This is a genomic window from Microtetraspora sp. NBRC 16547 (assembly GCF_030268965.1).
In the GTDB taxonomy this organism is placed as follows: Bacteria; Actinomycetota; Actinomycetes; order Streptosporangiales; family Streptosporangiaceae; genus Microtetraspora.
In genome coordinates, this window is record NZ_BSSE01000016.1 from 119,123 (window position 1) to 134,867 (window position 15,745).

The 15,745-nt window shown below is 71.5% G+C and carries 9 protein-coding genes; 5 read left to right on the top strand and 4 right to left on the bottom strand.

The genetic code is table 11. The features are described 5' to 3' along the window. Positions 1 to 116 precede the first annotated feature (116 nt). Together QSK17_RS21950 and QSK17_RS21955 are read left to right on the top strand one after the other, a co-directional pair. Complete coding sequence (locus QSK17_RS21950; protein ID WP_285706908.1) at positions 117 to 2,885, top strand: zf-HC2 domain-containing protein; 2,769 nt, start codon at positions 117 to 119, stop codon at positions 2,883 to 2,885. A gap of 207 nt (positions 2,886 to 3,092) precedes the next feature. Next, complete coding sequence (locus QSK17_RS21955; RefSeq protein ID WP_352231826.1) at positions 3,093 to 4,493, top strand: NYN domain-containing protein; 1,401 nt, start codon at positions 3,093 to 3,095, stop codon at positions 4,491 to 4,493. 35 nt (positions 4,494 to 4,528) lie between these two features. Here the strand turns inward: QSK17_RS21955 and QSK17_RS21960 are convergent, their stop codons facing one another. Both QSK17_RS21960 and QSK17_RS21965 read right to left on the bottom strand, forming a co-directional pair. Further along, on the bottom strand, positions 4,529 to 5,161 hold the full coding sequence (locus tag QSK17_RS21960) for a response regulator (RefSeq protein WP_285706910.1): 633 nt from the start codon (positions 5,159 to 5,161) through the stop codon (positions 4,529 to 4,531). A gap of 3 nt (positions 5,162 to 5,164) precedes the next feature. Next, on the bottom strand, positions 5,165 to 9,334 hold the full coding sequence (locus QSK17_RS21965) for a HAMP domain-containing protein (protein ID WP_285706911.1): 4,170 nt from the start codon (positions 9,332 to 9,334) through the stop codon (positions 5,165 to 5,167). 156 nt (positions 9,335 to 9,490) lie between these two features. Here QSK17_RS21965 and QSK17_RS21970 point away from each other — a divergent pair, with 156 nt between their 5' ends. Continuing rightward, positions 9,491 to 11,062 carry a SpoIIE family protein phosphatase gene (locus QSK17_RS21970; RefSeq protein WP_285706912.1) on the top strand — a complete coding sequence of 524 codons (1,572 nt, stop codon included), beginning with the start codon at positions 9,491 to 9,493 and terminating at the stop codon, positions 11,060 to 11,062. Here the strand turns inward: QSK17_RS21970 and QSK17_RS21975 are convergent. Together QSK17_RS21975 and QSK17_RS21980 are read right to left on the bottom strand one after the other, a co-directional pair. After that, entirely contained in the window at positions 11,037 to 12,752 is a 1,716-nt protein-coding gene (locus QSK17_RS21975; RefSeq protein WP_502889270.1) for a S9 family peptidase, read from the bottom strand. The two genes, QSK17_RS21970 and QSK17_RS21975, sit on opposite strands and share 26 nt — an antisense overlap. Before the next feature lie 173 nt (positions 12,753 to 12,925). Beyond that, entirely contained in the window at positions 12,926 to 13,750 is an 825-nt protein-coding gene (locus QSK17_RS21980) for a putative RNA methyltransferase (RefSeq protein WP_285706915.1), read from the bottom strand. Between the two features lie 252 nt (positions 13,751 to 14,002). Here QSK17_RS21980 and QSK17_RS21985 point away from each other — a divergent pair, with 252 nt between their 5' ends. Both QSK17_RS21985 and QSK17_RS21990 read left to right on the top strand, forming a co-directional pair. Next, positions 14,003 to 14,740: an MBL fold metallo-hydrolase gene (locus QSK17_RS21985; RefSeq protein ID WP_285706917.1), complete on the top strand. Its 738-nt coding sequence runs from the start codon at positions 14,003 to 14,005 to the stop codon at positions 14,738 to 14,740. Between the two features lie 109 nt (positions 14,741 to 14,849). Further along, positions 14,850 to 15,725 (top strand): TolB family protein, encoded by an 876-nt coding sequence (locus QSK17_RS21990; RefSeq protein ID WP_285706918.1) that lies wholly within the window; start codon positions 14,850 to 14,852, stop codon positions 15,723 to 15,725. Positions 15,726 to 15,745 lie beyond the last annotated feature (20 nt).

Below are 15,745 nucleotides of genomic sequence, written 5' to 3' on the forward strand. Positions count from 1 at the left end.
GCCCAGCCTACGAGGTCGCGACCACCGCTTCGAAGGTAAGGACCCGTCACCGGTTTAGGCAGCGCACGGTCGGCGGAATCATGTGCTGGACGACTCAGCGTAATCGTGAGGTAACAATGAGTGCGGGAATCCGGCAAACCGATGCAGAACTCCTGGACGCGGTGCGGGGCGGCAACGTGTCGGCCTACGCCGCGCTCTTCGATCGCCACGTGGCCGCGGCCCGCTCCCTGGCCGGCCAGATGGTCGAGGGGGACGTCGAGGGGGACGTCGAGGGGAACACGGAGGCCGAGGAGATCCTCTCCGAGACGTTCGCGGCCGTGCTCAACGTGATCAGGAGCGGCGGCGGCCCGGAATCGGCATTCCGTCTCTACCTCCTGACGGCGCTCCGCCGCACGGCCGCGGGCGAGCAGGACGGGGACGAGCTCGGCACGCCCTACGTGGACCCGGCCTACGCCGGGCTGGAGCGCTCGCTGGTCGCCAGGGCGTACTTCTCGCTTCCGGAGCGGTGGCGGATGGTGCTGTGGCACACCGAAGTGGAGAACTGCGGCGCGGCCGAGATCGGCCCCATGCTCGGCCTCTCCGTGAAAGGCGTCGCGGCGCTCGCGTACCGGGCCCGCGAGGGGCTGCGCCAGGCGTTCCTGCAGATCCACCTCGACGGCGGGCCGCTTCCCGGCTGCCGGGCGATGACGGAGAAGATGGCGGCCTACGTTCGGGGCGGCCTCACCCGGCGCGAGACCCGCATGGTGGACGGGCACGTCGCCGACTGCGTCGACTGCCGGACCGTCTTCCTCGAACTCTCCGACGTCGTCCAGGGACTCCGGGTCGTCGTCGGGCCGCTCATCGCGGGGCCATTTCTCACCGGGTATCTCGCCGCGCTCCGCGGCGCCGCCGCCACTGGGCGCGGGGGACGGGCCGGCCTCGCTCGCTGGGTACGGCGGGTGCCCCTCGCGTACTGGGCCGTCGCGGGGGGCACGGCCGCGGCGGCGGCGGGCGGGCTGCTCCTGATCGACGCCATCACCGACGTCGTCACCGGCGGCGGGCATCCGGCCGCACAGGGCGTCCACGACGAGCGGGACGCGCACGGCGAAAGCGGCACTCGCGACGGTGTGCCAGACGGCGTGCCGGGCGGGCGCGGCGCAACCGGTGGGAACGGCGGTCATGACGGCCGCGCCCGGCCGCAGCCGGTGCCGTCTCCGCCGCCGATCTCTCCGCGCGTGATCTCCTCGCCGTTGCCCTCCGCGCTCGTGCCGTTCTCGCCCGGCCGGTCGCCGGGGGCGTCACCGGCGCGTCCTGCGGTGGTTCCGTCCCCTCCCGCCGCGGCGCCCTCGCCCTCGCCTTCACCCTCGCGATCGGCATCGCCTTCACCCTCACGATCGCCCTCGGGATCACCCTCGCGATCGGCATCGGGATCGGCTTCGCCGGAGCCGTCCGGCGGGACGGGCGACCTCGCGAAGGCGGCCCCGGAGCCGCCCGTCGAGCAGCCGCTGCTGTCCAGGAAGCCGGCTCAGGCGCCCGTCCCCAGGGTGGCGCGGCTCGCCGCGACCGTCGAGCCGGTCGGCGCGCTCGTGCGGGCCCGCCGGGGCATCGTCGCCGTACGGCTGCGCAACACAGGGAACGCCGCCTCCCAGGAGGTCGAGGCCGCGGTCGACCTGCCCCGTGGAGTCGTCCCGGCCGCCGCCGGAGGCAGTAAGGGGCGCGCCGCGGCCTCGGCCGAGACATCGGGCGGCTGGGCGTGCCGCACGAGCGGAAGGGGGGTGCGCTGCGCGCACGGCGCGCTCGCGGCGGGGGAGGCCACCTCGTTCTTCCTGCCGGTGACCGTGGCCGGGGACGCACCCGAGGATCGGGGCCCGGCGGTGCGGGTGCGGGCGGGCGCGCTGAAGGTGGCCGCGACCTCGGCCAAGGGGGTGCGCGCGTCCGGCGCCACCGCCCGCTTCGCCATCGACGGGCACGTGACCGGACAGGCTGTGGGGAGCACCCTGCTGGCCTGCCCGCCGAAGCGATCCACGTGCACGGAGAAGGTCCTGGTGGACCTCGACAAGGACCCTTCGACGCGGAGCTCCAGCTTCGCCCGCCTCGCTCTGCCCAGCAGCGGCCGGGTTCTCTGGGCCGGGCTCTACTGGTCGGCCGACGCTGAGGGGACCGCTCCTTCCGGGGACATCCGCGTCCGCGCGCCCCGCTCGCGGCACTACGTGACGGTGCACGCCGCCGAGGTGGCCCGGCGCACCCTTCCCTCGGGGACCGGCTACCTCGCTTTCGCCGACGTGACGCGGCTCGTCCGCGAGGGCGGGCCGAGCGGCGTGTGGTGGGTCGCGGACGCGTCCATCCGAACCGCTGCCGCAGGTTCCCAGGGCACTCCCGGGACTCCCGGCACCTCCGGAACTCTCCCTTCCAAGGGCACGCCCGCCGCGAAGGCCGCGCCCGATTCCAAGGGCACGCCCGCCGCCAAGGCCGCGCCCGATTCCAAGACCGCGCCCGATCCCAAACGAACGTCCGATCCCAAGGCCGCGCCCGATCCCAAACGAACGTCCGATCCCAAGGCCACTCCACGCGCTTCCGCCGACCCGACGGGAAGCGCCGGGTCCGCCGGTCGGGCCGGATGGACGCTGGTCGTGGTCGCCTCCGACCCGCGACAGCCGTTCGGGCAGGCGGCGGTGCTGGAGACGGCGTCGCTGCTCCGGGGCGGGCGGCCGCTGAACGTCACGCTCGGCGGGCTGTCGGCCGGGGGACCGCGGGCACGGCTGGAGGTCCTGACCTGGCCGGGGAAGGCCGGGCCGCGGCGCGACTCGGTGACGCTGCGTGGCGAGAGCCCGGTGCTCAACATCCTGACCAGGAGGGACGCGTTGCTCTTCGGAATCGCCGCGATCAGCGTTCCGGCCCTGCCATGACCCCCGCTTTATGTCGAATTGGGGGGAAGGCAAGACCAGGACAAACTGGTACGGTCTCCGTGAACGCCAAGGCATCGGGGCTGGGGCGCACGAGATCCCCATCGTGTCGGCGAGGCCTGAATCGTGGCGATTCACCCTCGCTGCTCCACCGGCTTGATTACCCTGAGAGCCACGTAGGAAGGGCGGTGTCGCGTGGATCGCTGCGCGTTGTTCGTTGACGCCGGCTACCTGCTGGCGGACGGCGCGCTGGCCGCGCACGGGACCCACCAGCGAGAGTCCGTCTCCTGGGACTACCCCGGGCTCCTCCACATGCTCACCGGCCTCTGCCAGGAGCGCACCGGACTTCCGCTCCTCCGCTGCTACTGGTACGAGGCGACGGTCGAGGGGCGCCGGACGACCGAGCATGACGCGCTGGCCGACCTGCCTGGCCTCAAGCTCCGCCTGGCCCGCATCCGCCCCGGTCGTCGTGAGGGCGTGGACGCCCAGGTGCACCGCGACCTGATGACGCTGGCGCGCAACAACGCGGTCTGCGACGCCGTGGTGCTCAGCGGCGACGAGGACCTCGCCCAGGTCGTCAGTGACGCGCAGGATCTCGGGATCCGGGTGACCGTCATCCACATCGCCGTCGAGGGCGGCTGGGCGGCCTCCCGCCCGCTGCGCCAGGAGTCCGACGACCTCATCGAGATCGGCGGCGTCCAGCTCCGGCCGTACACCACCCTGAGCGCGAGCGCCGATGCGGGGCCCGGCCACGCCAACGGGCAGCAGCCCGCCCTGAACGGCCAGCCCCTGCAGAACGGCTTCGGGCAGCTCGTCAACGGCACACCCGCCAACGGCGGATCGGGTGGCGGCTCGGGTGGCGGCTCAAACAACGGCGCATTGGGCGGTGGGGCGTTGGGGGGCGGTCATGCCGCGCCCACCCCCTCTTCCGGCGCTTCGCACGCCGGACCGGCGCAGCCCGCGTACGCGGGTTACTCGCCGGATCCGCAGCCCGCGCAGCTTCCCGTGCCTGTCCCGACCCCGACTCCGGTGACCGCCGCACCACCCGCGCAGATGCCGATCTCGGCCCAGACGCCCCCGTCCACCCACGGCTCGCCGTCGGTGGCCCCACCGGCTCAGGTCTCGCCGACCCCGATCTCCTCGCTCGCCCCGGTGTCGCCGCCTCCGCTTCCCGCGCCGATCGCGTCGCCGCCCGCGCAGGTGTCACCCGCGAGCCCTTCCACGGCGCAGAACCAGCATTCCGGCAGCTCCACGAACTACTTCGCGCCATCGGCGAGCGCGTACCCGTCGCCCGGCCTGGTGCCGCTGGGGCCGTACACGGGACCGCAGCCCACCCCGCCTCCGTCGCACAGCGCGGGGACCACGACGACCCTCGCGGAGTCGGTGCAGGCGGCGCACAAGGAGGGCTTCGACTTCGGTGAGTCCGTCGCCCGGGACGCTCCCGTCCTGTGGCTGGAGGCGGTGCTCGCCCGCAAGCCCCGGATGCCCTCCGACCTGGAGGCCCGGCTCCTCCAGGGCTCGTCCCTCCCGATCGACTTCCTCCTCCACGAGGAGGTCCGCCAGGCCCTCCGCCGCGGCTTCTGGGATGCCCTGGAGCGGGCGCGACGCTGAGCTGACCGACGAGCGAGTGGGCGGCGGTGAGGTGACTACGACAGCGCGTCGAAGCCGGCTCTGAGGCGGCCGACACGATCGGCGAGGTCGGTCATGGGGCCGATGAGGGGGGTTTCGCCGTTCTTTCCGACGAGTTCACGTACCCGGTCCAGCTCGTCCTCGACGGCGCTGAGCCGGCGTGACAGTTCGGGCAGCACCTCGGCCTGGTCGGCGCCGTTGCCTTCCGGCAGTTCGGAGGTAAGCCGTTCGCGGAGGAGCGCGGCCTGTTCGGCGAGTCGCCGGTTCATGTTGTGGAGCTCGACGAAGACGGCCACCTTCGCGCGCAGCACCCAGGGGTCGAAGGGCTTGGTCAGGTAGTCCACCGCTCCGGCGGCGTACCCCCGGAAGGCGTAGTCGGGGGCGCTGTCAACGACGGTCAGGAAGATGATCGGGATGTTGCGGGTGCGCTCGCGCCGCTTGATGTGGGCGGCGGTCTCGAAGCCATCCATTCCGGGCATCCGCACGTCGAGGAGGATGAGCGCGAACTCGGTGCCCAGCAGGGCCTTCAGCGCCTCCTCACCTGACCTGGCCCGGACGGGGATCAGGTCGAGTGAGCTGAGGATCGCCTCCAGGGCGATCAGGTTCTCTTCGCGGTCGTCGACAAGGAGGATCTTGGCGCGGTCCGACATCGATCAGGTTCCTTCGCGGGTTTCGGAGGTGGCCCCACGGCCGCGCATCAGCCAGCCGCGCAGCCGCTCGAGCAGCCGGTCGACGTCCACCGGCTTGGGCACGTAGTCGGAGGCTCCGGAGGCGATGCTCTTCTCCCGGTCGCCGCGCATCACCTTGGCGGTCAGCGCGATGATGGGCAGGTCGGCGAACTGGGGCATCTGCCGGATGGCCGTGGTGGTGGCCCAGCCGTCCATCTCCGGCATCATGATGTCCATCAGGACGAGGGCGACGTCCTCGTTGCGTTCGAGTTGCTCGATGCCCTCGCGGCCGTTCTCGGCGTAGACGACGGTGGAGCCGTGCCGTTCGAGGACGCTGGTGAGCGCGAAGACGTTCCGGATGTCGTCGTCCACGATGAGGATCTTGGCTTCGTTGAGCGGGTCGTCGCCCTGCCAGTCCTGGCCGTTCGGCATCGGCGCGAGCTGGGGCACCGGCAGGTCGGTCGGCAGCGGGATCTCGGGAAGGAACTCGTCCTTGTCCCTCTCGATGAGCTCGTCGCCCGCGTTGTACACGCCGTTGATCGTGGCGCCGCCGTCGCGGGCCGCGAGCGGCCCCGAGTACGCCATGGGCAGGTAGAGGGTGAACGTGCTGCCCTGGCCCGGCTCGCTGTCGACGTGGATCTCGCCGCCGAGGAGGCGGGCGATCTCCCGGCAGATGGACAGTCCGAGGCCGGTGCCGCCGTACTTGCGGCTGGTCGTGCCGTCGGCCTGACGGAACGCCTCGAAGATCACCTCAAGCTTGTCCGGCGCGATGCCGATGCCGGAGTCGATCACCGAGAAGGCGAGGATGTTGTCCGAGGCCTGGAGCGTCTCGTCGACGTACGGCACGCTCACGGGCGCGTGGCTGACCTTGAGCTTGACCTCGCCCTTGGGCGTGAACTTGATCGCGTTGGAGAGCAGGTTGCGCAGGACCTGCTGCATTCGCTGCTCGTCGGTGCGCAGCTCGCCGGGCACGGTCTGGTCGACCTCGACCGAGAACGCCAGCCCCTTGTCCTGGGCGAGCGGGGCGAAGGCGGCCTCCAGGTAGTCGACCAGCCGGGGCAGCGAGAGCTGCTGCGGGTGGATGTCCATGCGGCCGGCCTCGACCTTGGACAGGTCGAGGATGTCGTTGATGAGCTGGAGCAGGGACGAGCCGGCGCCGTGGATGGTCCTGGCGAACTCGACCTGCTGCGGCGTGAGGTTGCCCTCGGAGTTCTCCGTGAGCAGCTTGGCCAGCACGAGCAGGCTGTTCAGCGGCGTGCGCAGCTCGTGCGACATGTTGGCGAGGAACTCGGACTTGTAGCGCGAGGAGACGGCGAGCTGCCCCGCCCGCTCCTCCAGGGTGCGCCGGGCCTGCTCGATCTGGAAGTTCTGGATCTCGATCGCGCGGTTCTGCTTGGCCAGCAGCGCGGCCTTGTCCTCCAGTTCGGCGTTGGAGCGGCGCAGCTCCTCCTGCTGGCGCTGCAGCTCGTCCGAGCGCTCCTGCAGCTCGATCGCGAGGCGCTGGGACTCCTTGAGCAGGTCCTCGGTGCGGGAGTTCGCGATGATCGTGTTGATCGTGACGCCGATGGTCTCCACGAGCTGCGTCAGGAAGGCGAGGTGCACCTCGCTGAACTGGTTGAACGACGCCATCTCCAGGACGCCGAGCACCTGGCTCTCGAACAGGATCGGCAGGACCACGATCTGGGCCGGGGTGGACCTGCTGAGGCCGGTCTCGATCGTGATGTAGTCGGCGGGGACGTTCTCCAGGATGATCTGCTGGGCCTCCAGGGCGGCCTGGCCCGCGATCCCCTCGCCGAGGGCGAACCGATGACGGGGGCTCGACCCGGGCTGGATGCCGTACCCGGCGATCAGGGTGAGCTCGCCGTTCACCATGAGGTAGCACGCGCCGTGGCTGGCGGACACCAGCGGCGTCAGCTCGCTCATGATCAGCCGGGCGACCTCGATCAGGTCGCGGTGGCCCTGCATGAGGCGGGAGATCCTGGCCAGGTTGGACTTGAGCCAGTCCTGCTCCTGGTTGGCCGTGGTGGTGAGCCGCAGGTTGCCCACCATCGTGTTGATGTTGTCCTTCAGGTCGGCCAGCTCGCCCTCGGCCTCCGCCGTGATCGACTGGGTGAGGTCGCCCCTGGCGACGGCGCTGGTCACGGCGGCGATCGCGCGCACCTGTGTGGTGAGGCGGCCGGCCAGCTCGTTGACGTTCTCGGTGAGGCCTTTCCAGATGCCCTCGACGCCCTCGACCCGCGCCTGGCCGCCGAGCCGGCCCTCGGAGCCGACCTCGCGGGCGACGCGGGTGACCTCGGAGGCGAACGAGGAGAGCTGGTCGACCATCGTGTTGATCGTCGTCTTGAGTGCCAGGATCTCGCCCTGAGCGTCCACGTCGATCTTGCGGGTCAGGTCGCCGTTCGCGACGGCCGTGGTCACCTCGGCGATGTCACGCACCTGGTACGTCAGGTTGTTCGCCATCGAGTTGACGTTGTCGGTGAGGTCCTTCCAGACGCCGGAGACGCCGAGGACGCGGGCCTGGCCGCCGAGCCGGCCTTCGGTGCCGACCTCGCGGGCGACGCGGGTGACCTCGTCGGCGAAGGCGGAGAGCTGGTCCACCATCGTGTTCATGGTGTCCTTGAGCTCGAGGATCTCGCCCTGGGCGTCGACGGTGATCTTCTTGGAGAGGTTGCCCTGTGCGACGGCGGTGGAGACGGCGGCGATCTGGCGGACCTGCGAGGTGAGGTTGTTCGCCATGAAGTTGACGTTGTCGGTGAGGTCTTTCCAGACGCCGGAGACGCCGCGGACCTGGGCCTGGCCGCCGAGCCGGCCTTCGGTGCCGACCTCGCGGGCGACGCGGGTGACCTCGTCGGCGAACGACGAGAGCTGATCGACCATCGTGTTCATGGTGCTCTTGAGCTCGAGGATCTCGCCCTGAGCGTCCACGTCGATCTTGCGGGTCAGGTCGCCGTTCGCGACGGCGGTGGTCACCTGGGCGATGTTGCGCACCTGGTAGGTGAGGTTCTTGGCCATCGAGTTGACGTTGTCGGTGAGGTCCTTCCAGACGCCGGAGACGCCCTTGACCTCGGCGCGGCCGCCGAGCCGGCCTTCGGTGCCGACCTCGCGGGCGACGCGGGTGACCTCGTCGGCGAAGGCGGAGAGCTGGTCCACCATCGTGTTGAGGGTGTCCTTGAGCTCGAGGATCTCGCCTTGGGCGTCGACGGTGATCTTCTTGGAGAGGTTGCCCTGTGCGACGGCGGTGGAGACGGCGGCGATCTGGCGGACCTGCGAGGTGAGGTTGTTCGCCATGAAGTTGACGTTGTCGGTGAGGTCCTTCCAGACGCCGGAGACGCCGCGGACCTCGGCCTGGCCACCGAGCCGGCCTTCGGTGCCGACCTCGCGGGCGACGCGGGTGACCTCCTCGGCGAAGGCCGAGAGCTGATCGACCATCGTGTTCACGGTGTTCTTCAGCTCGAACATCTCACCGACCGCGTCGACCGTGACCTTGCGGCTCAGGTCGCCGCGCGCCACCGCGGTCGTGACGACGGCGATGTCGCGGACCTGCGCCGAGACACGGCCGGACATCGTGTTCACGGCCTCGGTGAGATCGCGCCAGCTTCCGGACATGCCGCGCACGTTGGCCCGGCCGCCGAGCTTGCCCTCGGTGCCGACGTCCCGGGTGACCCTCGTCACCTCCGAGGTGAAGAGGGCGAGCTGGTCCACCATGCCGTTGACGGCCTTGCCGAGCCGCCGCACATCACCGCGGGCGCTCCGCGAGATGTCGATGCGGCGGGAGAGATCACCCTTCGCGACGGCGTCGATGACGTCGGCCGCGCCGCTGACCGGGGTGACGACGGCGTCGAGCAGATCGTTGACGGACGTCACGTTGTCCGCCCACACGCCGACTCCCGGTCCGGGCAGGAGGCGCTCGGCGAACCGGCCCTCCTTCACGACCTCCCGCCGTACCCGTTCCAGCTCGTTCGCGAGATGCTCGCGGCGGTCGGCGATCTCGTTGAGAAGGAGACGAACCTCACTGAGGATCCCCGGAGGCGCGTGCGGGACGCGGCGGCGGAAGTCGCCGTCCCGCCATGTGAGGAGCGTGTCGAGCAACGGCCTGAGGTCGGATTCGGTATAGCACCGCTCCGATTCTGCGGCCTCACCGTTGGCACGCGACATCGAGCCTCCTTCCCCTGCGGGATTTCCCGGTCTGCGGGCACAGCGAGACCGCAGCCGTGCCGAGCACGAACCTCATGCCAGTCTGTCACGTTCCGTGGCATGTAGTCGTCTGGTTCTTTGACGAGGGTCAAGCGGAAGTGTGGTAACACGGAATCGGTGACAACTAACCCACGTGCCGTGCTCGCCGCGTCGTTCGCGCCGGGTGCCGAAGCCGTACCTGCCGCGAAGCGGTTCACGCGTGAAGTGATGACCGCGTGGGCCGCCATGTCCGTGAGCGATGACGCCGAGCGGCTCGCCGGCGACCTCGTCAAGGAGGCCGGCGACGGCCCGTTCGAGGTCATGTGGGTGCACCACGGCGACTCCGTGCAGGTCGAGGTGCGTGAAAGGGGCGACGCCCGCGACGCCGGGGGCGACGCCCGCGACGCCGGGGGCGCCGGGGGCGACGCCCCGCCCGCGAACGCGATCTCCTGGGGGTTCACGTTCACCGGTTCGAGTCGCACCCGCTGGGCGAGGATCGACCTGCCCGGGCGCGTCGGCCAGCCCAGCGAGGAGTGGGTGGGCGAGCCGATGCACGGGCCAGGGTGGCTCGGCTTCCTCGCGGACGCCAGCGACCTGCTCGCCGGAACGCTCGACCCCGACATGGTTCCGGCGATCATCGCCCAGATCGTGGTGCCGCGGCTCGCGACCTGGTGCGCCGTCTACACCGTGGAGCACGGCTCGGGCGACGTGGTGCCCGCCTACCTCTGGCACGCCGACGAGACCCAGCTGGACCTACTGCGTGACGAGCTTTCGGAGATGGTCATGCCGCCGGGTGAGGGACCGGCCGTGCTGCACGCGGGCGAGTGGCAGGCGCTGGCGTTCCCGCTGACCGCGCGCGGGCGGCGGCTCGGCGTCATGTGCGTGGGCCGCGGCGACCGCTTCCCCGACGAGGTCATGCAGCTCGCCGAGGACCTCTGCCGGCGCGCCGCCCTGGCGATGGACAACGCCCGCCTGTACGCGCAGCAGGCCGCGGCGAATCTGGCGCTCCAGCGCAGTCTCCTGCCGCCGGAGGAGCCGCATACGCCCGGCCTGGACTCCCACGTCATCTACGAGCCCGCCGGGGAGACCAACGAGGTCGGCGGGGACTTCTACGACCTGTTCCCGGTGGGGGACGGCATCTGGCGCTTCGCCATCGGCGACGTCTGCGGCACCGGCCCGGTGGCCGCGGCGGTGACCGGCCTCGCCCGGCACGCGCTCCGCCTGCTCGCCCGGGAGGGGTACGGCGTCGCCGCCGTGGTCGCCCGGCTCAACCAGGCGATCCTGGAGGAGGGCGACCGGGCCAGGTTCCTGACCCTGCTGCACGGGGAGATCACGCGCACGGACGGCGGGCTCGACATCAGCCTGGTTTCCGCCGGCCACCCCGAGGCGCTCCGGCTCCGGCCGAGCGGCGTGGTGGAGGCCGTCGCGTCGCCGCAGTCCCTGCTCGGCGTCTTCCCGGAGGCGGAGTTCCACGAGGAGAGCGTCCGGCTGGAGTCCGGTGACGTGCTGCTCGGCGTCACCGACGGGGTGACCGAGCGGCGGTGCGGCTCGCGGCTGCTCGACGACGACGGCGGGCTGGCCAAGCTGCTGGCCGAGTGCGTGGACCTGTCCGCCCGGGCGGTGGCCGAGCGGATCCGCCGTGCCTGCCAGGACTTCGCGCCCGAGCCGAGCGCCGACGACCTGGCTATTCTCGTTCTGCGAGCGCCCTGATCGCGAAGTCGATCTGGAGGGACATCTGCCGGATGTGCTCTTCCACCACGAGGGTGCCGTGTCCAGCGTCGTAACGGTAGACGTCGGTGTCGTGCCCCCGCCGGGCCAGGGCGTCGAGATAGTCCTCGATCTGCCGGATCGGGCACCGTGGGTCGTTGTCCCCGGCGAGGACCAGCAGCGGCGCCTGCACCAGATCGGCGTAGGTGATGGGAGAGGACGCGGCGTACCGCTCGGGCATCTCCTGGGGTGAGCCGCCGAGCAGCGCCCGGTGGTAGGCCCGGAGTCCCTCCGGCTCGTCCTCGTACGCGGCGGAGTGGTCGGCGATGGGCGCGGCGGCGATGCCCGCGGCCCAGATCTTCGGCTGGGTGCCGAGGCCGAGCAGCGTGAGGTAGCCGCCCCACAAGCCGCCGGCGAGGACGAGCCGTTCGGGGTCGGCGACGCCCCGGCCGACCGCCCACTCGCGCACCGCCGTCACGTCGGCCAGCTCGATGTGCCCGACGTCCCCGTGCAGGGCGTCGCGCCAGGCGGAGCCGTACCCGGTGGAGCCGCGGTAGTTGACGCGGACCACGGCGAACCCGTTGTCCACCCAGGCCGCGACGCCGGGCAGGAACGCGTCGTCGTCCTGCGCGGCCGGCCCGCCGTGCAGAAGGAACACCGTGGGGTACGGCGGGACGCCGGTCTCGGGCCGGGAGACGAGCGCGTGGATCCGGCCGCCGGGTCCCTCGACGTCGGCGTCCTCGACCGGCACCGACGCCGGGGCGGCCCGCCCGGGGTTCATGACCACGTGGCCGTTGCTCGACCTGATCACGGGCGGCTGGGACGCGCTCGACCAGGCGTACTCCACTGTGCCGTCGGGGCGCGGGGCCGCCGCCTCGATGACGCCGCGCGGGCTGTCGATCGGGGTCAGCCCGCCCCCGGCGAGGTCGTATTTCAGCAGTTCCGTGCGGCCCCGATGATTGTGCACGATGAGCAGGGCACGGCCGTCGTCGTACCAGTCCGCGGCGATGTCCCCGGGAACGCGGAGCCAGAGCTCCCGCAGTTCGCCGGTCGTGGGCTCCCAGATCAGCGGCTCGCGCCTCCCTCGCCGCTCGTGCAGGACGAGCAGCCGCCGGTCGCCGAGCGACGGGGCGAACCGGACGCCCGTCACGCCCTTGCCGGCGCCGTCGTCCAGCTCGCCGACCGTGTGGCCGTTCGCCCGGACGACCCGCAGGGCCGGATGCCGGGAGTCGCCGTGCTCGCTGTGGCCGATCGCGATGAGCGACCCGTCGAGGGACATCGCGGCCACGGAGGCGTGCTCGCCGTGCTCGTAGATCGTGACCGGGTCGTCCTGGTCGCGGACGAGGAGGACCTGGAAGCCGTCGCGGCCGGAGCGCCCGATCGCGGCGCCGCCCGCGACGGACAGCCCGAGCCCGCCGGGATGACCGGGCGGGGCGTTCACCGGAACGTCGGGGCCGCCGGAAAACTGCTGGCGCATCCAACGGCCGTACTCGTCGCCTTCGGTGTCGGCGAACCACCAGATCCACTGGCCGGTGGGGTCGATGGCCGCGTGCGTGGTGCCGCCGGGACGGTCGGTCACCTGGCGGGTGCGGCCGGTCGAGCGGTCCCAGGCGTGGATCTCCCAGGCGCCCGAGATATCGCTGCGGTAGACGGCGTGATGCGGTGCCTGCCGGGCCCAGATCGGCAGGGTCATGCGCGGCGCCCGGAACCTGGCCGGCCAGCGCTCCTCGGCTTTCAAGCAGCCTCCCCTGGATCGATGCCGGCGGCGTCGCGTCAAGTATGTCCCGCGAATCTGCGGAATCGCCGGAGAACCGGATGATCGTAAAGCGGAATTTCTGGCGAAATGCCCCTTTAGTAACTGCAGTATCAGGAGAGCTGTCGCGTCCATGTGGTGATCTGGAACGACGCGGTCACCCGTACCGGATCGGGCAGGGCGCGGACGCGGTCGGCCAGCGTGCCGGGATCGGTGTGCCAGGCGCTCGGACCCATCCCGACCACGGCCTCGACCGCGGGGTGGGGGAGGGCGAGCGTGATCTCCACATCGTCGCGGCCGGTTCTCGTGAACAGGTCGCCGAGCGCCGCTTCCAGCCGCCGCTCCTTGTCCTCGTCCACGGACAGCAGGCCCAGGCGCTCCACCAAGGGGCGCAGGTGCCCGGCCGCCGGCGTGACCACCACCAGCGTCCCCTCGGGCCGCAGTACGCGGGCGAACTCGGCGGGATTGCGCGGCGCGAACACGTTGAGCAGCACGTCCACGCTCGCGTCCCGCACAGGGAGCGGCCGCCACACGTCCGCCACCACGGCGCCGATCCGCGGGTGCGCCCGCGCGGCTCGCTTGATCGCGTGCCTGGACACGTCGAGCGCGATGCCGGCGGCCCGCTCGGGGAGGGCGTGGGCCAGGTAGTAGCCGGTTCCCGCGCCCGCGTCCGCCACCACGGCGGCGTCCGCGCAGAGGCGGGCGAGGCGGTCGGCGAGCGGCGCGTAGTGGCCGGCGGCGAGGAAGTCCGCGCGGGCCGCCACCATCGCCGGGGTGTCGGCCGTGCCCGGGACCGCCGACCCCGTCAGCATGCTGACGTAACCCTGCCGCGCGACGTCGAAGTTGTGCCCGCGCTCACACCGGACCGTGCCTCCGGCCAGCGTCAGCCGTTCCCGGCACACCGGGCAGATCAGGTGGTCGATCACATCGGCGAGCATGGGTCCCTTGACTTCCTCCCCACGGCTGAAGGCGGGGGATTCCAACCCGGGGGCCGGTGGTCGGCGCCGCACGGACCGCCCGACGGCGAGGTCTCCACGCCCTGTCACCGCAAGCCCGGCGGCGAGTCCGCTTGGTTATCGCGAGCGCCAAAACCCTACCAAGGGGTGGGCCGACCCCACGGCTGACACCGAGGATGCCCGCGCTGGTGGTAGGCGGGACAATCGGGGCGTTTCCTCCATATTGTGGGCGCCATGCCGCATGAGACGAGAATCGTGTCCGGTGTCGAGGTTGTCCCGCTGTGCGACGCCGTCGGGCCGATGGGGACGCACATCCGCAAGCCGCTGCCCGAGATGTTCCCCGGCGGGACGTTCGAGGAGGGCGAGGAGTGGATCCTCCACTTCCACTGCTACCTGCTGCGGACGGCCCGGCACACCGTCCTGGTGGACACCGGGATCGGCGGGACCGAGTCGCCCGCGGCGAGCTGGGCGCCCGTGCCGGGGCGGCTGCCCGAGGAACTGTCCGCCGTCGGCGTCGCCCCCGAGGATGTGGACCTGGTCGTCCTCACCCATCTGCACGGCGACCACGCGAGCGGCTGCGTCGGCGGTGGCGGCCCGGCCTTCCCCAACGCGCGCCATGCCGTACAACGGGCTGACCTGGACTGGGTGCGCGGGCCGATGCTCGACCAGGTCGTCGCCCAGCTCCGCGACTCGCTCCAGATCCTCGACGGGACGACGGAGCTGCTCCCCGGGATCACCGCCGTCCACACGCCCGGCCACACCCCGGGGCACCAGACGGTCGAGGTGGGCGATCTCGCGCTGAGCGGCGACGCGGTGCTCCACCCGATGCAGCTCCGCGACCCCGCGATCACGTACGTCTACGACGAGGACCCGGAGCTGGCGGTGCGGAGCCGGACGGCCCTTCTTGGGCGGGTCTCCGTCCTCGCCACCGGCCATTTTCCCGAGCCCTTCACGCCAACGTCCGCGCGCTGACTTCTCGCGCTCGGGAGAAATCCCCGCAAATCGCGATTTTTCTGGACAAGAGGTGATGTGGATTGCCGGTGGCAGCGGCGATCCGATAATCGTTACGCTTATGCGAATCATGACGGCTCTGTCCGCGTTGGCCCTCCCCCTCCTTGCGATCCCGGCGCCGGCTCAGGCGGCGGCCAAGCAGGTCGGCGGGGCGACCTTCGTGGGGTACGGGGGATCCGCCGCCACGGTCTACACGTACCTGCCGGGCCGGGGATTCACCACCACGACCCAGGTCCGCGGCGCGTTCCAGTTCTCCGCCGCGCCCGACGGCAAGAAGGTCGCCTGGATCGACGACAGCGGACGCCTGCACGTGACCCAGGGGGCGCAGGACACCGTGATCGCCAAGGGTGCGGTCGCCGGCGCTCCGTGCGCCACTCCGGTGTGGTCGGCCGACTCCTCCCGCATCGCGTACGCGATGACCGCCTCGGAGTCCATGGCCCCCATCGCGATCGTCGGCGCCGACGGCAAGAACCGCCGCAAGATCGGCAAGACGTACGGCGTGTGCCACCTCGCCTGGTCCGCGGGCGGCCGCTACCTGGCCGGTTACGCAGGGACCACCGACGGCGTCTTCCTCCTCGACACCACCGACGGGAAGTCCCGGCGGGCGGCGGGGATCAAGCTCGCGAACCACGTCCAGAGCCTGTCGCCCGACGGCCGCCGGGTGATCGTCAACAAGATCGGCGCGAACGCCCCCGGCGGCGACGGGACGTGGCCGCTCGCCTTCCGCCCCACGCTGGTGGACACCGTGACCGGCGCGACCATCAAGCTGCCGGTCAAGGGGAGCATCATCGGCGCCCTCTACCTCACGGACGGCCGGCTCGCGGTCCGCGTCAAGGGCGCCAAGAACAACACCATCGCGGTGCTCGACGGCAACCTGAAGGAGATCCAGCGGATCGCCGAGCCCGCGGAGTCCCGCAAGCTCGGCCTCCTCGGCCTGATCCCGTAGTGCACTGTCCGCTCACCGGG